Source organism: Paraburkholderia franconis (genome assembly GCF_009362735.1).
Taxonomy (GTDB): domain Bacteria; phylum Pseudomonadota; class Gammaproteobacteria; order Burkholderiales; family Burkholderiaceae; genus Paraburkholderia; species Paraburkholderia franconis.
Genome location: NZ_WHNP01000007.1, coordinates 153,556 through 176,040, shown reverse-complemented (window position 1 = coordinate 176,040; position 22,485 = coordinate 153,556). Strand labels below are relative to the sequence as shown.

At 63.8% G+C, this 22,485-nt stretch carries 16 protein-coding genes; 9 read left to right on the top strand and 7 right to left on the bottom strand.

The genetic code is table 11. The annotated features are described in order from the left end of the window. Window positions 1-165 precede the first annotated feature (165 nt). The 4 genes from GCT13_RS10375 (at window position 166) to GCT13_RS10360 (ending at window position 5,673) form a co-directional block, all read left to right on the top strand. Window positions 166-1,317: an ATP phosphoribosyltransferase regulatory subunit gene (locus GCT13_RS10375; RefSeq protein WP_152757557.1), complete on the top strand. Its 1,152-nt coding sequence runs from the start codon at window positions 166-168 to the stop codon at window positions 1,315-1,317. A gap of 237 nt (window positions 1,318-1,554) precedes the next feature. Further along, window positions 1,555-2,901: an adenylosuccinate synthase gene (locus tag GCT13_RS10370; protein ID WP_152757555.1), complete on the top strand. Its 1,347-nt coding sequence runs from the start codon at window positions 1,555-1,557 to the stop codon at window positions 2,899-2,901. A gap of 3 nt (window positions 2,902-2,904) precedes the next feature. Then, window positions 2,905-3,489, top strand: a complete 585-nt coding sequence (locus GCT13_RS10365) for a phosphoribosyltransferase (protein WP_087735437.1) — start codon at window positions 2,905-2,907, stop codon at window positions 3,487-3,489. Window positions 3,490-3,786: 297 nt separating this feature from the next. After that, on the top strand, window positions 3,787-5,673 hold the full coding sequence (locus GCT13_RS10360; RefSeq protein ID WP_152757553.1) for a potassium transporter Kup: 1,887 nt from the start codon (window positions 3,787-3,789) through the stop codon (window positions 5,671-5,673). Between the two features lie 172 nt (window positions 5,674-5,845). On the opposite strand, the gene GCT13_RS10355 is transcribed toward GCT13_RS10360, so the two are convergent. Then, a complete protein-coding gene (locus GCT13_RS10355) occupies window positions 5,846-8,185 on the bottom strand; it encodes a Tex family protein (RefSeq protein ID WP_152757552.1) in 2,340 nt (779 codons plus the stop codon). 162 nt (window positions 8,186-8,347) lie between these two features. Here GCT13_RS10355 and GCT13_RS10350 point away from each other — a divergent pair, with 162 nt between their 5' ends. The 3 genes from GCT13_RS10350 to GCT13_RS10340 all read left to right on the top strand — a co-directional run bounded on the left by GCT13_RS10350 (window position 8,348) and on the right by GCT13_RS10340 (window position 12,042). Next, window positions 8,348-9,379 (top strand): colicin transporter, encoded by a 1,032-nt coding sequence (locus tag GCT13_RS10350; protein ID WP_227746779.1) that lies wholly within the window; start codon window positions 8,348-8,350, stop codon window positions 9,377-9,379. A 116-nt stretch (window positions 9,380-9,495) separates the two neighbouring features. After that, the gene (locus tag GCT13_RS10345; protein ID WP_152757548.1) at window positions 9,496-9,714 is read left to right on the top strand and encodes a DUF465 domain-containing protein; all 219 of its coding nucleotides are present in this window, start codon (window positions 9,496-9,498) and stop codon (window positions 9,712-9,714) included. A gap of 69 nt (window positions 9,715-9,783) precedes the next feature. Continuing rightward, window positions 9,784-12,042, top strand: coding sequence for an ATP-dependent DNA helicase (locus GCT13_RS10340; RefSeq protein WP_152757546.1), 2,259 nt, complete (start codon window positions 9,784-9,786; stop codon window positions 12,040-12,042). A 281-nt stretch (window positions 12,043-12,323) separates the two neighbouring features. On the opposite strand, the gene GCT13_RS49125 is transcribed toward GCT13_RS10340, so the two are convergent. Both GCT13_RS49125 and GCT13_RS10325 read right to left on the bottom strand, forming a co-directional pair. Next, window positions 12,324-12,599 carry a hypothetical protein gene (locus GCT13_RS49125; RefSeq protein ID WP_152757544.1) on the bottom strand — a complete coding sequence of 92 codons (276 nt, stop codon included), beginning with the start codon at window positions 12,597-12,599 and terminating at the stop codon, window positions 12,324-12,326. Between the two features lie 231 nt (window positions 12,600-12,830). Further along, entirely contained in the window at window positions 12,831-14,078 is a 1,248-nt protein-coding gene (locus GCT13_RS10325; protein ID WP_193727625.1) for a cupin domain-containing protein, read from the bottom strand. A 32-nt stretch (window positions 14,079-14,110) separates the two neighbouring features. Here GCT13_RS10325 and GCT13_RS10320 point away from each other — a divergent pair, with 32 nt between their 5' ends. Then, complete coding sequence (locus GCT13_RS10320; protein WP_152757540.1) at window positions 14,111-14,662, top strand: FKBP-type peptidyl-prolyl cis-trans isomerase; 552 nt, start codon at window positions 14,111-14,113, stop codon at window positions 14,660-14,662. Here the strand turns inward: GCT13_RS10320 and GCT13_RS10315 are convergent. The 4 genes from GCT13_RS10315 to GCT13_RS10300 form a co-directional block, all read right to left on the bottom strand. Continuing rightward, window positions 14,642-16,030 (bottom strand): hypothetical protein, encoded by a 1,389-nt coding sequence (locus GCT13_RS10315; protein ID WP_193727624.1) that lies wholly within the window; start codon window positions 16,028-16,030, stop codon window positions 14,642-14,644. The two genes, GCT13_RS10320 and GCT13_RS10315, sit on opposite strands and share 21 nt — an antisense overlap. Next, window positions 16,017-18,695: a DNA mismatch repair protein MutS gene (gene mutS, locus GCT13_RS10310; protein ID WP_152757536.1), complete on the bottom strand. Its 2,679-nt coding sequence runs from the start codon at window positions 18,693-18,695 to the stop codon at window positions 16,017-16,019. Before mutS ends, GCT13_RS10315 begins: the two co-directional genes overlap by 14 nt. 126 nt (window positions 18,696-18,821) lie before the next feature. After that, window positions 18,822-20,120 (bottom strand): lysophospholipid transporter LplT, encoded by a 1,299-nt coding sequence (lplT, locus tag GCT13_RS10305; protein ID WP_152757534.1) that lies wholly within the window; start codon window positions 20,118-20,120, stop codon window positions 18,822-18,824. Between the two features lie 144 nt (window positions 20,121-20,264). Further along, window positions 20,265-21,068 carry an inositol monophosphatase family protein gene (locus GCT13_RS10300; protein ID WP_152757532.1) on the bottom strand — a complete coding sequence of 268 codons (804 nt, stop codon included), beginning with the start codon at window positions 21,066-21,068 and terminating at the stop codon, window positions 20,265-20,267. A gap of 425 nt (window positions 21,069-21,493) precedes the next feature. Here GCT13_RS10300 and GCT13_RS10295 point away from each other — a divergent pair, with 425 nt between their 5' ends. Then, window positions 21,494-22,315, top strand: coding sequence for an RNA methyltransferase (locus tag GCT13_RS10295; RefSeq protein ID WP_321574275.1), 822 nt, complete (start codon window positions 21,494-21,496; stop codon window positions 22,313-22,315). The last annotated feature ends 170 nt before the right edge of the window (window positions 22,316-22,485 follow it).

Genomic DNA, 22,485 nt, shown 5'->3' with positions numbered 1-22,485 from the left:
CCGCGGCGCCTCCGGGCAGCATCGATTGGCCAGCATTCGCCGCTGCTGGCCGAACGCAACGCGCAACGCCGGCACGAAAGCATCGTGTCCCCGTGCACCGCGCGTCATTCATATTTCCAACGGCGTTTGCCATGACGCCGGATTCACCGTCGTAGGACTGTATCGATGTCGACCTGGTTACTTCCCGAGAACATTGCCGACGTGCTGCCATCGGAGGCACGCAAGATCGAAGAACTTCGCCGCCGGCTGCTCGACCGTTTTCGCGCATACGGCTACGAGATGGTCATGCCGCCTCTGCTCGAATACCTGGAGTCGCTGCTGACGGGCGGCGGCAGCGACCTGAATCTGCGCACCTTCAAGCTCGTCGATCAGCTGTCGGGCCGCACGTTGGGCTTGCGCGCCGACATCACGCCGCAGGTTGCGCGCATCGATGCGCACCTGCTGAACCGCCAGGGCGTGACGCGGCTGTGCTATGCGGGCAACGTGCTGCATACGCGTCCGCGCGGCCTGCACGCGACGCGCGAGCAGATCCAGATCGGCGCTGAAATCTACGGTCATGCGGGCCTCGAAGCGGACCTCGAGATCCAGCAACTGATGCTCGATGCGCTGCATCTGGCGGGCCTCGGCAGGGTGCGTCTCGACCTGTGCCACGCGGCCGTGCTTGGTGCGCTGATCGACAACGAGCCGGCTGCCGCGTCGCTCGGCGAAGCGCTGTTCGAAGCCCTCGCGGGCAAGGACGTGCCGCTGCTGAACGAATTGACGGCGAATCTCACGTCCGTCACGCGCGACGCGCTGCGCGCGCTGCCCACGCTCTATGGCGACGCATCGGTGCTCGAGGAGGCGCGCGCGCGACTGCCGAACGCGCCGGAAATCTCGCGCGCGCTAGACGATCTCGCGTTCCTCGCGCAGCAGGTCGGCGGCGCGGAAGTGATGATCGATCTCGCCGATCTGCGTGGCTATGCGTACCACAGTGGCGTGATGTTCTCGGCGTATGTCGACGGCGTGCCGAATGCCGTCGCGCGCGGCGGCCGATACGACAAGGTCGGTCAGGCGTATGGCCGCGCCCGCGCGGCAACGGGCTTCTCGCTGGACCTGCGCGAAGTCGCGCGCATATCGCCCATCGAGGCGCGCAGCAGCGCCATTCTCGCGCCGTGGCAGCACGACGACGCGCTGCGCACGAGCGTTGCCGCGTTGCGCGACGCAGGCGAAGTCGTGATCCAGGCACTGCCGGGCCACGATCACGCGCTCGACGAATTTGCGTGCGACCGCGTGCTGATCGAGCGCAACGGCCAGTGGGTCGTCGAAGCGAAGCCTTGAGTGTCGTGCCTGAGTGTCGTGCTCAGTGTCGTGATTACGCACTGCGTCATATGGAGCGTGCCGCCGCAACCATCGGGATGCGTGCCGCCGCGAGCCGCGCGTGACAGAGCTAAAGCCCGTCGCCGCATCGCATGCCTTTGAGCCGAAACGGAAAAATCCCGCGATCACTCGGTGAAAAAATCGGGAACCGTCGTCGAACATAGGTAAAATACGTTTTTAACCAGCTTAAGAATCAACATGTCTGCCAGCGCAGTGAATGTGAACCCTGGGCGCAATGTCGTCGTCGTGGGTACCCAGTGGGGTGATGAGGGCAAGGGCAAGATCGTTGACTGGCTGACGGACCACGCGCAAGGCGTTGTTCGTTTCCAGGGCGGTCACAACGCCGGACATACGCTCATCATCGGCGGCAAGAAAACCATCTTGCGTCTGATTCCGTCGGGCATCATGCGCCCGGGCGTCGCCTGCTACATCGGCAATGGCGTCGTGTTGTCACCGGAGGCACTCTTCAAGGAAATCGAAGAGCTGGAATCCGCCGGCATCGACGTCCAGAAGCGTCTCTTCATTTCCGAAGCCACCACGCTGATCCTCCCATATCACGTCGCCATCGACCAGGCCCGCGAAGCACGCAGCGGCGCCGGCAAGATCGGCACGACGGGTCGCGGCATCGGCCCGGCGTATGAAGACAAGGTTGCGCGCCGCGGTCTGCGCGTGCAGGACCTGTTCGAGCCGAAGACATTCGCGGAACGTCTGCACGCAAATCTCGACTTCCACAACTTCGTGCTCACGCAATATCTCGGCGCGCCCGCTGTCGACTATCAGCAGACGCTCGATATGATGCTCGGCTATGCCGACCGGCTGAAGCCGATGGTCACGGACGTCTCCCGTCGCCTGTACGACGAGAACCACGCCGGCCACAACCTGCTGTTCGAAGGCGCGCAAGGCACGTTGCTCGATATCGACCACGGCACGTATCCGTTCGTCACGTCGAGCAACTGCGTCGCGGGCGCGGCCACGGCGGGCGCGGGCATCGGTCCGCAGAAGCTGGACTACATCCTCGGCATCACGAAGGCGTACTGCACGCGCGTCGGTTCGGGCCCGTTCCCGAGCGAGCTGTATGACGCGGACAACGCAAGCCGCCAGGAAGAAGTCGGCCTGACGCTCGCGAAGGTCGGCAAGGAATTCGGCTCGGTCACGGGCCGTCCGCGCCGCACCGGCTGGCTCGATGCCGCCGCGCTGCGCCGCTCCATCCAGATCAATGGCGTGTCGGGTCTGTGCATGACGAAGCTGGATGTGCTCGACGGCCTCGATGAAGTGAAGCTGTGCGTCGGCTACACGGTTGACGGAAAGGATGCCGACATCCTGCCGCGCGGCGCGTATGAAGTGTCGCGCTGCGAGCCCGTCTACGAGACGTTCGGCGGCTGGAAGGAAAGCACCGTCGGTATCAAGGAATGGGACAAGCTGCCCGCGAATGCCCAGGCGTATCTGGCGCGCGTGCAGGAAGTGGCGGGCGTGCCGATCGACATGGTGTCGACGGGCCCGGACCGCGATGAAACCATCCTTCTTCGTCACCCGTTCAAGGCTTAATACATGACGCAGGGTGTACCGATGATTGCGATGAAAGACCCACGCAACGATGACCGCAATCTGTGGGTCGGCTGGGACGAATACCACCGGCTGATCGAAATGCTCGCGCTGAATGTGCACGAATCAGGCTGGAAGTTCGACAAGATCCTGTGCCTCGCGCGCGGCGGCCTGCGTGTCGGCGACCAGCTGTCGCGCATCTACGATCTGCCGCTGGCCATTCTCGCGACCAGCTCGTATCGCGAAGCGGCGGGCACGGAGCAGGGCGAACTCGACATCGCGCAATACATCACGATGACGCGCGGCGAACTGTCGGGCAACGTGCTGCTCGTCGACGATCTGGTCGACTCGGGTGTGACGCTCGCGCGCGTGCAGCAGCATCTGAAGGAACGATATCCGGCCATTACATCGGTCCGTTCGGCCGTACTGTGGTGGAAGGCGTGCTCGAAGGTGAAACCGGACTATCACGTCCAGTATCTCGCGACGAACCCGTGGATCCATCAGCCGTTCGAGGAGTGGGACACGGTGCGCCCCCACAACCTCGGCGCATGGATCAAGCGCGGCCAGGAACGTTCGTCGGACGCAAGCTAGCCAGCCTTGTGAATGCCGCCGCGCATCGTTGCGGCGGCTGGCAGCGAATCGAGCGGAGCCCTTCGTGGCTCCGTTTTTTTTCGTCTGAAACCTGGCGAAGGCGAGGCGGAAGAATTTAACAATCGCGCGATTGACATGCGCGAATGCCCGGCCGGCGCGGGAGCGCGATGCTACACTGCTCTCACGAAGCGTTGCTACGTGGCGTTTGCACAACGGGTCGAATGGTGGGCTTTGACGCCCATATTCTTTAGAATAGCGTTCGTTTTTGCCGCTCAGGAACGGATTCTTTTCGCGTTTATGACAAACAATCATCACGTCCCGAAGCAGCCGTTGCCATCGCTTGCAGTTGCTGCGATCGGCGTGGTTTTCGGGGACATCGGCACCAGCCCGCTGTATGCGCTGAAAGAAGCCTTCAGCCCCTCCCACGGCATTCCCCTTACTGACAGTTCCATTCTCGGCGTCATTTCGCTGTTGTTCTGGGCGATCATCGTGGTCGTGAGCATCAAGTACGTGATGTTCGTAATGCGTGCCGACAATAACGGCGAGGGCGGCGTGCTCGCGCTGATGGCGCTGTCGCTGCGCTCGTTCGACGCGAAGAGCAAGGCGGCCGGCCTGCTGATGATGCTCGGCATCTTCGGCTCGTGCATGTTCTACGGCGACGCCGTGATCACGCCGGCCATTTCGGTGATGTCGGCCGTCGAAGGTCTTCAGATCGCCGCGCCCAAGCTCTCGCATCTGGTGTTGCCACTCACGATGGTGATCCTGATGCTGCTGTTCTGGATCCAGCGCCACGGCACGGCGATGGTGGGCCGCCTGTTCGGCCCCATCATGGTGATCTGGTTTCTCACGCTGGCTGTGCTCGGGTTGTCGCATATCGTGCAGTCGCCCGAGGTCATCAAGGCGCTCAATCCGTATTACGCGGTCTCGTTCATGGCGGCGCACGTGTTGCAGGCGTACGTGGTGCTCGGCTCGGTCGTGCTGGTGCTGACAGGTGCCGAAGCGCTTTACGCTGACATGGGCCACTTCGGCGCGAAGCCGATTCGCTGTGCGTGGTACGCGCTCGTGATGCCGTCGCTGGTGCTGAACTACTTCGGCCAGGGCGCGCTCCTGATGCACGACCCGAAGGCCATCGAAAACCCGTTCTATCTGCTCGCGCCGGAGTGGGCGTTGCTGCCGCTGGTCGTGCTGTCGACGGTCGCAACCGTCATCGCGTCGCAGGCGGTGATTTCGGGCGCGTATTCGCTGACGAGCCAGGCGATCCAGCTCGGCTACGTGCCGCGCATGAAGATCCTGCACACGTCGGAGCTTGCGATCGGACAGATCTATGTGCCCGTCGTCAACTGGATGCTGCTCTTCATCATTCTGTGCATCGTCATCGCGTTCAAGAGCTCGGATAATCTGGCCGCTGCGTACGGTATCGCCGTGACGGCGACGATGGTGATCACGACGGTTCTCGCGAGCGTCGTGATGGTGAAAGTGTGGAACTGGAACAAGGGCATCGTGACGCTGATCATCGCCGCGCTGATGATCGTCGACCTCGGTTTCTTCGGCGCGAACCTGCTCAAGGTCGCGGAGGGCGGCTGGCTGCCGCTTTGCATCGGCGCGCTGCTGTTCTTCCTGCTGATGACGTGGTTCAAGGGCCGCATGATCGTGAAGGAGCGCACGGCCGCAGACGGCATTCCGCTGATGCCTTTCGTGCAGGGTCTGCTTGCGCATCCGCCGCATCGGGTGTCGGGCACAGCGATCTATCTGACGGGCAGCGCGACGCTGGTTCCCGTGAGCCTGCTGCACAACCTCAAGCACAACAAGGTGCTGCACGAGCGCACGATCTTCCTGACGTTCATCACGCGCGATATTCCCTATGTCGACGACAAGGACCGGCTGACCGTCAAGGATGTGGGCGGTGGCCTGTTCCTCGTGAAGGCCGCGTATGGGTTCAACGAAACGCCCGATGTGAAGGCGGTGCTCGAGCAGATCAGCGTGACGCACGACATGTCGTTCGAACTGATGGACACGTCGTTCTTCCTTGCGCGCGAGACGGTGGTGCCGACGCAATTGCCGGGCATGTCGGTGTGGCGCGAGCGCGTGTTCGCATGGATGCATCAGAACGCCGCGAAGCCGACGGATTTCTTTAGCATTCCCGCGAATCGCGTCGTGGAGCTGGGGACGAAGATCGAGATATGATCGGGCGAGTGCGCCCCGCGTCAGGCGGGGTGCCTTGATCGGCAAAAACAAAAGGCCCACGCATTTTCATGCGTGGGCCTTTTGTTTTTTGTTTCGCGCGCTGGCTTCGATGCGATCGGCAGCAACGAGATACGATGCCGCCGACCGTCGAACAGACGCTACGAAAACGCGCTTAACGCTTCAGCTTTGCAAACGCCGCCGCCATCGCGTTGACGGGCTCCGGCTCGCGCGAGCGTTGTTGCGGACGTCCGCCGGCGCCCGCACGGCCGCCCATGCCGCTGCGCTCCTGCTGGCCGCCCGTGCGTGCCGCCGAAGCCGGCGAGAAGTCGTCGTCGAGACGCATCGTCAGCGAAATGCGCTGGCGCTTCACGTCGACTTCGAGCACCTTCACCTTGACGATTTGCCCCGCCTTCACGACTTCGTGCGGGTCCTTGATGAACTTCGTCGACATCGCCGACACGTGCACGAGACCGTCCTGATGCACGCCGATATCGATGAACGCGCCGAACGCGGCGACGTTCGTCACGACGCCTTCAAGCACCATGCCGGGCGACAGGTCCGAAATCTTCTCGACGCCATCGCGGAACGTCGCGGTCTTGAACTCGGGACGCGGGTCGCGGCCGGGCTTTTCGAGCTCTGAAAGAATGTCGCGCACGGTCGGCAGACCGAAGCGATCGTCGACGAACTCGGTGGGCGACAGTTTGCCGAGCGCGTCTCGATTGCCGAGCACTTCGCCGATGTTCTTGCTGATCTTCGCGAGCATCCGTTCGACGACGGGATACGCTTCCGGGTGCACCGACGAGCGATCGAGCGGGTTCTCGCCGCCGTTGATGCGCAGAAAGCCGGCGGCCTGTTCGAAGGTCTTGTCGCCGAGACGCGGAACCTTGCGCAGATGGTCGCGCGTCGGGAACGGACCGTTCGCGTCGCGGTAATCGACGATGTTGCGCGCGAGCGTCGCGTTCAGGCCGGACACGCGCGCGAGCAGCGCGACGGAAGCCGTGTTCGCGTCCACGCCGACGGCGTTCACGCAGTCCTCGACGACGGCATCGAGCGAGCGCGCGAGTTCGCGCTGGTTCACGTCGTGCTGATACTGGCCGACGCCGATTGCCTTCGGCTCGATCTTCACGAGCTCGGCGAGCGGGTCCTGCAGACGGCGTGCGATCGACACGGCGCCGCGCAGCGACACGTCCAGTTCCGGAAATTCCTTCGCCGCCAGTTCCGACGCCGAGTAGACGGAAGCGCCCGCTTCCGACACGACGATCTTCTGCAGCTTCAGCTCAGGGTGGCGTGAGATCAGTTCGCTCGCGAGCTTGTCCGTTTCGCGCGATGCCGTGCCGTTGCCGATGCTGATCAGTTCCGCCTGCGTCTGCGCGGCGATGCGCGCGAGCTTCGCGAGCGAGCCGTCCCAGTCGCGGCGCGGCTCGTGCGGGTAGATCGTATCGGTGGCGAGCAGCTTGCCCGTGCGATCGACGACGGCGACCTTCACGCCCGTGCGCAGGCCCGGATCGAGTCCGATCACGGCTTTCGGGCCCGCCGGCGCGGCGAGCAGCAGATCCTTCAGATTGCGCGCGAACACGCGGATCGCTTCGCTTTCGGCTTCCTCGCGCAGATTCGTCAGCAGTTCGTTTTCGATGTGCGGTTGCACCTTCACGCGCCAGCACCAGCGGCATACGTCCGAGAGCCACTTGTCGGCGGGGCGGCCCTGATTCGCGATGCCGAAGTGGCGCGCGATCATCGCTTCGCCCGGATGCGGCACCTGCGCGTCGAGCTCTTCCCCGAGGCCGAGCTTGATCATCAGGACGCCTGCATTGCGCCCGCGGAAAAGAGCGAGCGCGCGGTGCGACGGCACGGTGCGGATCGTTTCCGAATAGTCGTAGTAGTCGCGGAACTTCTCGCCTTCTTCGCCTTCCTTGCCTTCGACCACCGTCGACACCAACACGCCCTGGTTGAACAGATAGTCGCGCAGCTTGCCGAGCAGTTCCGCCGTTTCGCCGAACTGCTCCGAGAGGATGTCGCGCGCGCCGTCGAGCGCGGCCTTGACATCGGCGACACCTTTTTCGGCATCGACATATTGCGCGGCTTCCGTCTGCGGATCGAGCAGCGGGTTCGCGAGCAGCGCGTCGGCGAGCGGCTGCAGGCCGGCTTCGCGGGCGATCTGCGCGCGCGTGCGGCGCTTCGGCTTGTACGGCAGATAGAGGTCTTCGAGCACCTGCTTGCTGTCGGCGCCTTCGATCGCGGCGCGCAGCTCGTCCGTCAGCTTGCCCTGTTCGTCGATGCTCGCGATGATCGCGGCGCGGCGGTCTTCGAGTTCGCGCAGATACAGCAGGCGTTCTTCGAGCGTGCGCAGTTGCGTGTCGTCGAGATTGCCGGTGACTTCCTTGCGGTACCGGGCGATGAACGGAACGGTCGCTCCTTCATCGAGTAGTCCCACCGCTGCCGCGACCTGGCGCGGCTGGACGGTCAGTTCGGTGGCAATGCGCTGTACGATCTTGAGTGCTACGGTGTCCGTCATAGGGTCTTGATGTTCCTGCCGGATTCGACTGGTGGCCCACCTGCGCGCAGGCGAGGCGGCCGGATTGCTGAAAGGTCGCTAAAGCTCGTGAAAGCTTGCTGGAGCGGGGCATTTTGCCATAAATGGCCGAGCGCTCAACCGTGGGGTGATAGAATTTCAGGCATGTTCCGTTGCCCATCTACGACGTTGCCGACCTCCCGCATTTCGTTCGGATCTCCACGCCGATCTCCGCTCGCATTGCCCGTCTTCGGGCCGCAGATTGCTCCGATTGCCTTCGGGTTCGTCGCTATCGCCCGGCGCGTCGTGGTTGCGGCGTCGCTTGCATTTGCCGTCGCCGCGCCGGCCGTCGCGCAGCAGACTTCCGCGGCGGCACCTATGATCGTTGCCGCTTCGGATGCCGCTGCTGATGCCGCATTGCCCGGCGGTGCATCGGGCGTGCCCGCGAAGGGTAAGGACGCAGACTCGCAAGCTCCCGCAGCGAACGACTTCGATGCGCGGCAAAAAGCGCTCGATGCCCGCACGGCGGAGAACAACTACCGTTACGCCGTTGCGCAGCACAACTGCTACAGCAAGTTTTTCGTCAATCACTGCCTGAACTCGGCGCGTGACGACATGCGTGTCGTCGCTGCCGATATCCGCAAGGAACAGCTCGCGCTCGACGACGAAAAGCGCGTCGAGCATGCGCGTCAACGCGACGAGCAGGCGGCGATCAAGCGCGCGCAAAACGAAGCCGACGCGCCCGCGCGCGCCGCGCAGGACGCGCGCAACGCGCAGGCTTACGACGAGAAGCAGCGCCAGCATCAGCTGAATCAGGCGCAGCGCGAAGCGGAAGCGCCGCAGCGCGCAGCGAACGAGAAGGCTTTTCAGCAGAAGCAGCAACAGCACGCGATCGACCAGGCGCAGCGGGGCATCTCGCCGTCGCAGGCGGCGGCGAACCAGAAGGCCTATGACGCGAAGCAGGCCGAGTTCCAGCGCAAGCTCGACGAGGCGCACCGGCAGGCGGCGCAGAAGGCGCAGGAGCGTGCCGAGAAGCAGCAGCGCTTCGAGCAGAAGCAGAGCGACGCCGCGCAGCACCAGGCCGACGTCGAGGCGCGCCAGAAGCAGGCCGCCGAGAAGGCCAAACAGAAGCAGGAAGAGCAGGCGAAGCAGCAACAGCAACTCGACCAGCAACAGAAGCAGCAACCGCAGCAGTAAGCAACAGGTAGTCAGCAGCGAGCATCATCAGCCGTAACGCGTTTCAGGCCGGACAGCAACCTCGAGCGGAGCGACTGCACGACGCGGCCTTCGCCATTTCGAAAGAGGAGGCGAGCATGCGCGACCATCATCGCGTCATCAACTCGGACACACTGCGCGACCGCATTCTGCAACTCGAATCGGAGCACAGCGGACTTGATCGGTTGATCGACCGAATGTCCGAGGAATCCGGCATCGACGACCTCGAGATACAGCGCCTGAAAAAGCGCAAACTCAAGGTCAAGGACACCATCATCTTGCTGCAATTGCAGCTTGAACCGGAAGCGCGCAGCTGACACAGCGGCCAGGCAGGCGCCGGCCGCGTCCAGTTCGTAGCGCGCCCGACTTTGCAGGAAACGCTTGCCTTGAATTCACCGCTTCAATCTTCTTCGCGCGCGACGCCCTCCGACGACGCGCCGGCACGCGACGAGCGCGCCGCAAAATCCGCAGCGGGCGGCGGCGCGCTGGTCGCGTCGCTGAGTCACAAGCGCTCGTCCGAACTCGCCGATATCTTCGCCGCCGACGGGCTGCTCGCCCGCCAGATCGACGGCTATCGGCCGCGCGCGTCGCAGATCGAAATGTCACGCGCGGTTGCGGCCGCGATGGAAGCGTCGGGCCGCGCGATGCCCGAGCCCGCGATGTTCGAAGCGCAGAAGCGCCCGGCGCGGCGGCTGCAGCAGCCGGCATCCGCATCGGCTGCGGCGACGGACGATGCCGCGCCGACGGACGCCAATGTGGACGGCGGCGAGAACACGCTGATCGTCGAGGCCGGGACGGGCACGGGCAAGACCTATGCGTACCTCGTGCCCGCGATGCTGTGGGGCGGCAAGGTCATCGTCTCGACGGGCACGAAGCACCTGCAGGACCAGCTCTATCAGCGCGACATTCCGACTGTGCGCGATGCGCTCGCGGTGCCCGTCACCGTCGCGATGCTGAAGGGCCGCGCGAACTATCTTTGCCACTACTATCTGCAACGCACGGCGGACAACGGACGTCTGCCGTCGCGGCAAGAAACGTCGTATCTGCAGGACATCATCCGCTTCGCGAAGATCACGCGTACGGGCGACAAGGCCGAACTCGCGAGCGTGCCGGAGACGGCGGCCGTGTGGCCGATGGTGACGTCGACGCGCGACAACTGCCTCGGCCAGGAATGTCCGCATTACAAGGACTGCTTCGTGATGCAGGCGCGCCGCGAGGCGCAGCAGGCCGATATCGTCGTCGTCAATCACCATCTGTTTTTCGCCGACATCATGTTGCGCGACACGGGCATGGCCGAGCTGCTGCCGACGGCGAACACGGTCATCTTCGACGAAGCGCATCAGCTGCCTGAAACCGCGACGCTCTTTTTCGGCGAGACGCTCTCGACGACGCAGTTCCTCGAACTCGCGCGGGACTCGGTCGCCGAAGGTCTCGGCCACGCGCGCGATGCCGTCGACTGGGTGAAGCTCGGCGCGGCGCTCGAACGCTCGGCGCGCGATCTGCGGCTCGCGTTCAAGGAAGATTCGGTGCGTCTGTCGATCGGGCAACTGCCTGACGATCATCCGCTATTCCCCGCGCTCGAAGCCGTCGAAACCGAACTCGATGCGCTCGCCGGTGCGCTGGCGGGGCAATCGGAGCGAGCGGAGTCGCTTGGGGCGCTATTGCGTCGCGCGCGCGAGTTGCAGGATGTGTTGGCGGGCTGGACGACGCCGCCGACCGCGACCGAGCGCGATGCGGCGTCCGGTTCGGCGTCGCAGGCGAGCGATGCGAATGATCCGAACGAAAAGGTTCGCTGGATCGAAGTGTTCTCGCATACCGTGCAACTGCATGAGACGCCGCTGTCGGTCGCGCCGATCTTCGCGAAGCAGCGTGCGGGCGTGCCGCGCGCGTGGGTCTTCACGTCGGCGACGCTTTCGGTGCGCGGCGACTTCACCCACTATGCGGCGCAGATGGGCCTGAACGCGCGTCGCTCGATGACGCTGCCCAGTCCGTTCGACTACGGCACGCAGGGCCTGTTGTACGTGCCGCGCAACCTGCCGCAGCCGTCGTCGCCGATGTTCACCGACGCCGTGTTCGACGCAGCGTTACCGGCGATCGAAGCGTCGGGTGGCGGCGTGTTCATGCTGTGCACGACGCTGCGTGCCGTCGATCGCATCGCATCGAAGCTGCGCGACATCATCGAATCGCGCAGCTGGAACATGCCGCTGCTCGTGCAGGGCGATGCGAGCCGCACGGAACTGCTCGATCGTTTCCGTTCGTACGGAAATGCGATTCTCGTGGGCAGTCAGAGCTTCTGGGAAGGCGTCGATGTGCGCGGCGATGCGCTGTCGCTTGTGATCATCGACAAGCTGCCGTTCGCGCCGCCTGACGACCCCGTGTTGTCCGCGCGGCTCGATGCATTGACGAAGAAAGGCTTGAGCCCGTTTGCCGTCCATCAGCTGCCGCAGGCGGTCATTACGCTCAAGCAGGGCGCAGGGCGCCTGATTCGCTCGGAGACCGATCGCGGCGTGCTGATGATCTGCGATACGCGTCTCGTCGACAAACCGTACGGACGGCGTATATGGCAAAGCCTGCCGCCCTTCAAGCGGACGCGGGAGCTCGATGTGGTGCGGGAGTTCTTCGAAGAGAACGCGCAGGCCCAGTGAAGCGCTAGAGGCTCGTTGCATCGATACACGATGTTGCCGATGCAACGAGCGCGTAATTGCGATGAAGGCAATTCGACGCGTCGCCGGTTGAATTCACTTCAAGTTCAAATACAAGTCGAAATGCATCGAATACATGCAAGCGGAATAATCTCGATATAAAAGACGGTGTATAAAACAAAACGCCACGGACTGAAATCCGTGGCGTTTTGTTTTTTCGCCCGGGAAGTCCTGTGGACCTCCCATTGCAGTTTTCGCCCAGAGGACGAACCCTGTGCTACAGCTTACTGGCTTGCGCCCGAAGCCGGAGCAGCTGCCGATGCAGCAGCGTCCGAAGCGGCAGCGCCTGCGTCCGAAGCAGCAGCAGCCGGTGCCGAAGCGGGGGCTTCGCTCGCAGCAGCAGCGCCCGAAGCAGCAGCGCCCGTATCCGAAGCAGCAGCAGCCGGTGCCGAAGCAGCAGCAGCGTCGCTAGCCGGGGCAGCCGCCTGGTCGCTGCTCTTGTTGCATGCAGCCAGTGCCACAGCTGCCAACAGGGATGCTACGAGGAGGGATTTCTTCATGATCACGTCCTTTTATGGTTAAAGGTAAGCAACAGCGCAAAATAATACCGGTAATGTGCTCCAACACCGACCTGGGCCGCTGGTGGAGACCGCACTTCATGAGCGTGAATCTTCCCTACGGCTTGGGCGGAAATTATATGCACTTTCGTATCGACCGTCGACAAATCCGGGGCCAATACGTTGTCTTTCTCAGACAATTTTTCGCTATACGGTATAACAGCGGAGCGAATCTTATCGCAGTTCACCCATCTGTATCCAGCCCGCACGATACCACTCGTGAAGTAGTGCTGTCATCGACGATTGCGGTGAGAGTGTTACAAAGCGTTTCGCACTCAGAGAGCGGTTGTCGGCGAGTTCAATCACCCAGTTTTTCACGCCTGCAAGCCTGCTTTCTTCTCCATTTAGATAATAAGAGCGGTTGTCGTAAAGCAGCACAGTTTTACGGTCGAGCCGCACGCCTTCCTTCATCGCGCGCCTGACGAAACGCGCTTCATCGAGCGGACGTTCAGGCGGATCGAACACGACGCTCGGCTTCGGCTCGCTCAGATAGGTGCCGAGGAACGACGAGACGTCCTTATCGCTCCAGTCGACCCTAGCAAGGATCGCACCCACACGGTCGACCAGCGCCGGAGGCAGTTGCGCCGGGCGTTCGACTGCGGGTTGCTGCGGATCGCGATAGAGCGCGGAACCATTTGGCGACGCATGTGCCTCACCGCGTTCGGCGAGGTAGTAGAGGAACTGCGCAGCCAGTTCGCTCGTGGAGGGCGCGCGAAAGCCGATCGAGCAGGTCATGCATTCGCCTTGCGCGACACCGTCATGCGCGATATGCGGCGGCAGGTAAAGCATGTCCCCTGGCTCCAGCACCCATTCCTCTTCCGGCTCGAAGTGTTGGAGGACCTTCAACGGCAGGCCCGGCTGCAACGACAGATCGCGCTGCGCGCCGATGCGCCAGCGTCGTCTGCCATGGACCTGCAACAGAAAGACGTCGTAGGAATCGAAGTGAGGGCCGACGCCACCGCCGTCCGTCGCGTACGAAATCATCAGATCGTCGAGGCGTGCGTCGGGCACGAAACGAAAGCGGTCAAGCAAGGCGCGCCCGCGGTCGTTATGCAGATCGACGCCTTGCACGAGAAGTGTCCACGCACGTTGCTTGACGGATGGCAGTTCGTCTGCAGCAAACGGACCATGCTCGAGCTGCCACTTGTTGCGAAAATGCGTGATGAGGCGCGATTCGACGTCGTCCTGATCGGCGAGTTCGAACAGCTCGTCGCGCGCCAGCGGCGCGACGATGTCGGGGATCGCCTGGCGGATCAGAAGGGGCTTTTTCTGCCAGTACCGTCGCATGAATTGCGACGGTGTCAGATTGCCTAACAGAGGTGTGGGCTGATCCGGCGAACGTGCCGACGAAGCGGAAACGGAAGTAGGGGAAATACGCGCTGAAGCTTTGGCAGCGGGGTAGTCAGGGGGCCACACGGGCATCGTATAATGTGAGTCGTAATCTGGAGAATCGAATGAAAATCGTAAAGAACACCGTCGTATCGGTCGCGTACAAGCTGTCGGATGCACAAGGCAATCTGATCGAGGAAAGCGACGAGCCGATGGTTTATCTGCACGGCGGCTATGATGGCACGTTCCCCAAGATCGAGGAAGAGCTCGACGGCCATGAGCCCGGCTTCGAAACCCAGATCCAGTTGGAGCCGGTGGACGCGTTCGGCGAGTACGATCCGGAGCTCGTGAAGATCGAGCCACGCAGCCGTTTCCCGGAGCCGCTCGAAGTCGGCATGCAGTTCGAGGGCACGCCTGAAGAAGGCGATGAAGACCTCGACTCGTTGATCTACACGGTGACAGACGTCGCCGAGGACAAGGTCGTGCTCGACGGCAATCATCCCCTCGCGGGCATGGCGCTGCGTTTCAAGCTGACGGTGAAGGACGTGCGCGAGGCGACGGAAGACGAAATCCAGCATGAACATGCGCACGGCGCGAGCGGCCTCGAAATCGCCGATGAAGACGATGACGAAGACGATGCCGACGACGCCGAACCGTCACGGCCGACGCTGCACTGAACTCGCAGGGTTGGCGCCCGGGCCGATGCCCGGATAGACGCCGGAAGGCTGGGCAGTTCCCGAAGCGGGCGCGTAAGCGCCCGTCGTCGCATCTGGCGGGCCGTATCGATATGTCGCGCCGTTGCTGATGCTACCGCCGTCGTTGCTGTTGCCCGTATCGGGCGATGGTGCGCGCGGCGGTTCCGGCAGAATCGGCGGCAATTCGGAAGCGGGTGCTGAGCCCGGCACTGCGGGCATCGAAGGCGGCATTGGCGGTGTCGTGTACTCGTTATGCGACGGCAATGCCGGAGCCGCTGGCAGCGGCAGACTCTTCGGCACATTCTGCACGCTTACGCGAAACGCCGGCCGTTTCGCAAGATCCGCATCGATCTGTATCCACTGGTTCTGAGGATTGCGCGGAGCGAATGCGATGCGCGTCAGATTCGTCACCAGGTCGCCCTTATCGTTGCGCAGCGGTTGATCGATCATGAAGCCCGCGTGCATTCGATCGTCATCCTGATGAATCACGACGACGGGTCCGTGAAAGGTCTCTGCCAGCTTCACGAGGCTGCGCTTGAATTCGAGAAAGCCGTCGCGCTTCGCCTTGTGGCCGAAGCGCAGCCAGGCGAAGCGCTCGGGGCGCTCGTAACGTTCAGGGTCGAAGTCGCCCTGAAGCAGCACGACGATCGCGCGCGCGTTGTGCCGCTTCGCATATTCGGCGGCATGGTCAAGCCAGAACGCGTTGGCGATCACGCGGTCTTCGAACTCGCCGTTGCGTCCGCCCGCATACAGGAAGTGATTGTTCGGACCCGGCACGTTCAGGCCGACGAACACGGTACCGCCGAGCTGCCAGCGCACGTTCTCCCGATACGTACGAAAGCGTAATACCTCGCTTTCGCGCACGAGCGGAATCGGGTTCTGCCCCATCGATGATGTATCCGCGAAGAGCGTCTGCCGCAGCAGATCGAGCCGTTCGACGGGGTCATAGCCGCCCGCTTCCTCCGTCCCGCAATCGGCCCAGTCGTGCTGCCCAGGTATGAAAACGAGCGCGGGCTTCGACATTTCGAGCAGCGTCTGGCGTGTTGCGAACAGTGAGTCGCGGCACGCTTCCTTGCCGCTTTTCAGATTGCCGTCGTAGACGATGAACGAAATGTCCGGCTCGCGTCCGATCGCCTCGAGTAGCCGCTGCGTTTGCGCTTCGTCGGCGGGACTTTGCAGTGTGCTGCCGATGACGGCAAACGAGTAGCGCGGCTCCGATTCCTTCGCGAACGACGCACGGCCGGGCAAGGTCAGCGACACGACGAATGCGAGCGTGACGGCGAGCGCCGCTCCGCGCGAGCGGTGATACCTCGCCGACGCGTGGCGCTCGTGCGCGTCAGTGCTGCGCATCTGGCGACTTGGCCAGTTCATGCAGTTCGTACAGCAGGTCGAGCGCTTCGCGTGGACGCAGATCGTTCGGATCGATCTCGCGCAGCCGCTCGACGAGCGCCTGCATCGCGGGGTCCAGCGCGGGCACGGCGGGCTCGTCGTCGGCGTCTTCGAGCATCGTCACGGGCGCCGCGAACAGATCGAGTTGCGGCGCCGGCTGCGCGGCCGACTGCTGTTCGAGATACGCGAGATGCTTGCGCGCCGCGCGAATCACGGCGTTCGGCACGCCAGCCAGTTGCGCGACCTGTAGACCGTAGCTCTGATTGGCGGGGCCTTCGTTGACGGCGTGCAGAAACACGATGCCGTGCCCATGCTCGACGGCCGACAGATGCACATTCGCCGCATGTGGAAACTCGGCGGGCAGTTGCGTCAGCTCGAAGTAGTGCGTCGCGAAGAGCGTGTGACAGCCGTTGTGCGCGAGCAGATGGCGCGCGATCGCCCACGCGAGCGCAAGGCCGTCGAACGTCGACGTGCCGCGGCCGATTTCATCCATCAGCACGAGGCTTTGCGGCGTCGCGTCGTTCAGGATCGCGGCGGCTTCCGTCATCTCGACCATGAAGGTCGAGCGGCCGCCCGCCAGATCGTCGGCGGCGCCGATTCGCGTGAAAATGCGATCGATGGGGCCAAACGACGCACGGCGCGCCGGCACGTAGCTGCCGACGTACGCCATCAACGCGATCAACGCGGTCTGACGCATGAAGGTCGATTTACCGCCCATGTTCGGGCCGGTGATCAGCAGCAGCTTGCGATCGGGGTTGAGCGTGCAGTCGTTTGCGATGAACTGCTCGACCTGCGCCTCGACGACGGGGTGCCGTCCCTGTTCGATTTCGATGCCGCCCGTCGGCGTGAAGCCTGGCGCGACCCAGTCGAGCGCGCGGGCCCGTTCGGCGAACGCGGCGAGCACGTCGAGTTCGGCGAGCGCCGAAGCGACGCGCTGGCAATCCGCGATGAACGGCAGCAGCGCCTGCAACAGCGCGTCGTACAGCGCCTTCTCACGCGACAGCGCGCGTTCCTGCGCAGACAGCGCCTTGTCCTCGAAGGTCTTCAGCTCGGGCGTGATGTAGCGCTCGGCGTTCTTCAGCGTCTGACGGCGGCGATAGTCGTCAGGGACCTTGTCGGTCTGGCCGCGCGTCACTTCGATGTAGAAGCCGTGCACCTTGTTGTACTCGACGCGCAGGTTGCCGATGCCCGTCCGCGCGCGCTCGCGCGTTTCGAGGTCGATCAGGAATTGTCCGCAGTTCTCCGAAATATCCCGCAGTTCATCCAGTTCGGCGTCGTAGCCGCGTGCGATCACGCCGCCGTCGCGCACCATCGCGGCGGGCTCTTGCGCGACCGCATGCTTCAGCAGATCGACGCACTCGGCCGGCGGCTCCAGCGACGCGTCGATACGCGCGAGCGAATCGGCGGCCTGAATGATCGCGGCCAGTTGCGTGCGCAGTTCGGGCAATGCGATGAACGTGTCGCGCAGGCTCGACAGATCGCGCGGACGCGCCGACAGCAGCGCGAGCCGCCCCGTGATCCGTTCGATATCCGAGATCTGCCGCAATGCGCTGCGCAGCGAGTCGAGACTGGCTTGGGGCGGCGCGTCGAGCAACGCGCCGATCGCTTGCTGGCGCGCCTGGGCAAACGCGGCATCGCGCGGCGGATGGTGCAGCCAGTGACGCAGCAGACGGCTGCCCATCGTCGTGCAGCACGTGTCGAGCAGCGAGCAGAGCGTAGGCGAATCCGTGCCGCGCAGCGTTTCCGTCAATTCCAGATTGCGGCGCGTGGACGGATCGAGCCCGATGTACTCCGATTCGTATTCGACCTTGAGGCTGCGCACATGGCGCAGTTGCTGGCCTTGCGTCGCGGCCGCGTACAGCAGCACCGCGCCCGCTGCGCCGCACGCGCACGACAGCGAATGCGCGCCGAAACCGTCGAGGCTCGCGACTTCCATTTGATCGCAAAGCCGCTGCGTGCCCGAAGCGACATCGAAATGCCATGCCGGGACGCGCGTCATCGCGCCGAAACCGGATGGCAGCGTCCACGCATTCGAGTCGGCGGGCGATGGCGTGTCGGCGACGAGAATCTCCGCCGGACGAATCCGCTCGAGCGCAGCGGCAACCTGATCGGGTGCGACTTCTGCAAGACGCAGCGCGCCGCTCGCCAGATTCAGCCAGGCGAGGCCGACGGCCGACACCACGCCACGCCGGTTGTGCGCCGCGCACACGGCGAGCAGATACGTGTCGCTCTTGTCGGAGAGCAGCGCGGCGTCCGTCAGCGTGCCGGGCGTGACCACGCGCACGACCTTGCGCTCGACAGGTCCCTTCGACGTCGCCGGATCGCCGATCTGTTCGCAGATCGCGACCGATTCGCCCAGCTTCACCAGTTTCGCCAGATACTGTTCGACGGCGTGATGCGGCACGCCCGCCATCTTGATCGGATTGCCGCCCGACGCGCCGCGCTGCGTGAGCGTCAGATCGAGCAGGCGCGCGGCCTTTTCGGCGTCGTCGAAGAACAGTTCGTAGAAATCGCCCATCCGGTAGAACACGAGCGTGCCCGGATGCTCCCCTTTGATGCGCAGGTATTGCTGCATCATTGGAGTGTGTTGCGCGAAGTCGTTTGCGGCTGCGATTTGAGTGCCCATCCTCGTGTCTTTCTTGCGTGACTGTTCAGGGCGTGAGTTTAACCCGTCGAAGCGTTGCGCGAACCTGGCCGGATGGCCAGGTTGCCGTCGCGATCTTCGCACGGCTATGCTGTGCTCCGTGTTCGTTCATTCCTCGATCAGCGCGTGCATGTCCACCTTGTGCGCATTCGCGGCGCTGCGGCGTTTGGCGAGCCACATCATGCCCGTGATGAAGAGTCCGAACACGGCGATGATCCACTGCACGGGCATCGTTGCCGTCAGCAGGATCGCGTAGGCGCCGAGCATCAGCAGCACGGCGAGGTTCTGGTTGAAGTTCTGCACGGCGATCGAGTGGCCCGCTGTTAGCAGCGTCGCGCCGCGATGCTGGAGAATCGCGTTCATCGGTACGATGAAGAAGCCGGAGAGCGCGCCGAGCAGGATCATTAACGGATAGGCGAGGATGATGTAGGCGGGCGCGAAGAGGGCGCCGACGCGCAGCCCCGCGCCGGGCGGAAAGAGGCTCTTGCTGTAGAACGCCATCGCGACGGCGACGGCGCCCATCAGCACCCCGACGGGCAGCACCTTCAGCGAACTGCGCAGCGGAATCCATGCGGCGGCGGCCGCTGCGCCGATCGCGATGCCGAAGCCGGCCACGCCTTGCATCACGGCCGCCTTCGACAGCGACAGCCCGAGGTTCGCGTCCGCCCATTTCAGCACGAGTAGTTGCAGCGTGACGGCGCCGCCCCACATCAGCGTCGTGACCCACAGCGCGATCTGTGCGAGGCGGTCGGACCAGAGCACGTTGAAGCAGCGGATGAATTCGCCGAGCAGCTGGCCGGGTTCGACGAGCCGGTTCGGGTAGCGCGCGCCCGTGTCCGGAATGCCGACATTCAGCGCCGCCGCAATCGCATACGTGATCATCACGGCGAGCATCGCGAGGTCGGCGGCCGTGTGAATCAGCGGCAGTTGCGCGTGCTGGACGAAGCGCGACGCGTACGTGCTGATCAGCGCGCCGCCCAGCATCGTGCCGGCGATTGTCGAGAGCACGGTCGCCGATTCGAGCCAGGCGTTCGCAACGACGAGCCGTTCGGCGGGCAGCAGCTCGGTCAGAATGCCGTACTTCGCGGGCGAATACGCGGCCGCGCCAAAGCCGACCACCCCGTACGCGATCATTGGATGCACGCCCGCGATCATCATCAGACAGCCGGCCGCCTTCAGCGCGTTCGAGATGAACATCACGTGGCGCTTTTGCAGCGCATCGGCGAATGCGCCGACGAACGGCGCGAGCAGTACATAGGAAATCGTGAAGAAAATCTGAAGTAGCGGCGTGACCCACGCGGGCGAGCGAATCACGGCAAGCAGCGCGATGGCCGCGATCAGGAGCGCGTTATCGGCGAGCGACGACACGAATTGCGCCGCGATGATCGTGTAGAAGCCTTTCTTCATGGTCCCGATTGGAACACAGTGACGGCGTTCGTGCGCGGCGAGCCCGTCTGGCAGCGTATCTGGCAGTCCGTGGCGCCGCGTAGCAAAAGCGGCGCCCCATACGAAAAAAGCGGCCGAAGCCGCTTGTCGAACGCGCGCAGCGTCTTAGGCTGCTTGTTCCTTCGTGCGGGTGTAGCGCGACAGGATCGGAATCATCTGCGCGTATATCTTCGGGTTGCCCGCGACGATCTCATGCTTGTGCAGGAAGTCCGAATCGCCCGTGTAGTTGCCGACGAGGCCGCCCGCTTCCGTGATCAGCAGGCTGCCCGCCGCCATGTCCCATGCGCTGATGCCTTGCTCGAAGAAGCCGTCGAGGCGGCCCGCCGCGACGTTCGCCAGATCGAGCGCGGCCGCGCCCGGACGGCGCAGGCCCGCGCACGCTTTCGTCATCTCGGCGAAGAGCTGCGTGTACGGCTCGAGCGTGTCCTTTTCGCGGAACGGGAAGCCCGTGCCGATCAGGCCGTCGGCGAGCCGGTCGCGGCGGCCGACGCGGATGCGCCTGTCGTTCAGATACGCGCCGCGGCCGCGCGACGCCGTGAAGAGATCGTTGCGCGTCGGGTCGTAGACGACGGCTTGCGTGACGATGCCTTTGTGCGCGAGCGCGACCGACACGCAGTAATACTGGAAACCGTGGATGAAGTTCGTGGTGCCGTCGAGGGGATCGATGATCCACTGGAATTCGGACTCGTTGCCCGATTCACCTGACTCTTCGGCGAGGATCGCATGATCGGGATAGGCGGTGGTCAGCGTTTCGATGATGGCCGCTTCCGACGCCTTGTCGACCTCCGTGACGAAATCGTTGTGCTGCTTCTTGCTGACCTGCACGAGGTCGAGATCGAGCGACGCGCGGTTGATGATCTGCCCGGCGCGGCGAGCGGCCTTGACAGCGATATTGAGCATGGGATGCATGAGCCTGATCCTTATGCCGGACGCGCATGACGGCTGTCCGGTGTTGAGCTGAAAATAAGCTGTAAATCACGCGAAACGGGCGCCTGGCAAGACTGGGTCGAAAACCTGGACACACATTCCGTCGACGGAGACGAATTGAAGAAGAGCGATGCGCGGTGGCGTGAATGCCTTGCAAAGGGCGAGACGGCACGGCGCGAATGTCGGGATTTTACCTGAGTTTTATCTGGCTTTTATCTCGACCCTGCTGACCTCAGGCGCAACGGGTGCCGGCCTGGACCAACGGGCGAAGGGGAACGACGAGGCGAACGACAGGGCGACAAGAGGGCTACAAGGGGGCAACAAGCAAAGCATTAGCCAAATGGCAGATGGAAACGGGGCGCGGCTTGGCGCTACCATTACTGTTTCCTTGCCATCCAATCCTTATCGTGGTTCAAACGCCTTCGTCATCTCAGTCCAGTACCGCTTCCGACAATGCGAGCAGCATCGGCGGCGGCTTTACGTCGACACGCTTCGTGCTCGTCGAGCCAAGTCATCCCGGCAACGTCGGTGCGGCGGCACGCGCGCTGAAGACGATGGGATTCTCGCGCCTCGTGTTGGTGTCGCCGCGCTCGCCCGATGTGAAAAACGATCCGGATGCGATCGCGATGGCGAGCGGCGCGGACGACGTGCTTGCGTCCGCACATGTCGTGCCGACGCTGGCCGACGCGCTCTCGGGCGCGCAATGGTCGCTCGCGCTGACGGCGCGCGCCCGCGAGTACGGGCCGCCGCAGCTCGCGCCGCGCGCCGCCGCGACGCAGGCCCGCGAGCATGCCGCGCACGGCGACATCGCGCTCGTGTTCGGCAACGAGCGCACAGGGCTGTCGAATGAAGACGTCGAGCGGTGCAGCGCGCTCGCGCATATTCCCGCTAATCCCGCGTATAGCTCGCTGAATCTCGCGCAGGCCATCCAGGTGCTGTCGTATGAGCTGCGCATGGCGTATCTGGTCGAAGGCGAAGGCACGGAGCCGGCGTCCGGCAGCGCGGGTACGTTTGCCCCCAGCGACGAGATCGAACGCATGTACGTGCACCTGGAAAACGCGTTGATTGCGCTCGACTTTCTCGATCCCGGCAATCCGAAGAAGCTGATGTCGCGCTTGCGGCGGCTCTTCGCGCGCTCAGGTCTCGAACGCGAAGAGGTCAATATCGTACGGGGTATCGCGAAACATATTCTGCTGAAGGCCAAAGGGCGTGACGGCGAGCAGGGGTGAGTGCCGGCCCGCTTGCGCTGCGTCCGGAAACTAATCTTCGGCGTCAGCGTTTTGCGCCAGCTTTCGCGCCCGTTGGCGTCGTGCGGAAGCTGTTGTGTGGCCGGCGGGCAGTCTCGTAGCAACAAGGCGGGGCGGCAAGAGCGCCAGCAGACGGGCTCGAGCCACCGATG

Coding starts and splice junctions, on each gene's coding strand:
- GCT13_RS10300 (WP_152757532.1), bottom strand. CDS start 21,068: ATGCATCCCATGCTCAATATCGCTGTCAAGGCCGCTCGCCGCGCCGGG.
- GCT13_RS10345 (WP_152757548.1), top strand. CDS start 9,496: ATGCGCGACCATCATCGCGTCATCAACTCGGACACACTGCGCGACCGC.
- GCT13_RS10315 (WP_193727624.1), bottom strand. CDS start 16,030: ATGCGCAGCACTGACGCGCACGAGCGCCACGCGTCGGCGAGGTATCAC.
- GCT13_RS10325 (WP_193727625.1), bottom strand. CDS start 14,078: ATGCCCGTGTGGCCCCCTGACTACCCCGCTGCCAAAGCTTCAGCGCGT.
- GCT13_RS10375 (WP_152757557.1), top strand. CDS start 166: ATGTCGACCTGGTTACTTCCCGAGAACATTGCCGACGTGCTGCCATCG.
- GCT13_RS10350 (WP_227746779.1), top strand. CDS start 8,348: ATGTTCCGTTGCCCATCTACGACGTTGCCGACCTCCCGCATTTCGTTC.
- lplT (WP_152757534.1), bottom strand. CDS start 20,120: ATGAAGAAAGGCTTCTACACGATCATCGCGGCGCAATTCGTGTCGTCG.
- GCT13_RS10320 (WP_152757540.1), top strand. CDS start 14,111: ATGAAAATCGTAAAGAACACCGTCGTATCGGTCGCGTACAAGCTGTCG.
- GCT13_RS10355 (WP_152757552.1), bottom strand. CDS start 8,185: ATGACGGACACCGTAGCACTCAAGATCGTACAGCGCATTGCCACCGAA.
- GCT13_RS10360 (WP_152757553.1), top strand. CDS start 3,787: ATGACAAACAATCATCACGTCCCGAAGCAGCCGTTGCCATCGCTTGCA.
- GCT13_RS49125 (WP_152757544.1), bottom strand. CDS start 12,599: ATGAAGAAATCCCTCCTCGTAGCATCCCTGTTGGCAGCTGTGGCACTG.
- GCT13_RS10365 (WP_087735437.1), top strand. CDS start 2,905: ATGACGCAGGGTGTACCGATGATTGCGATGAAAGACCCACGCAACGAT.
- GCT13_RS10370 (WP_152757555.1), top strand. CDS start 1,555: ATGTCTGCCAGCGCAGTGAATGTGAACCCTGGGCGCAATGTCGTCGTC.
- mutS (WP_152757536.1), bottom strand. CDS start 18,695: ATGGGCACTCAAATCGCAGCCGCAAACGACTTCGCGCAACACACTCCA.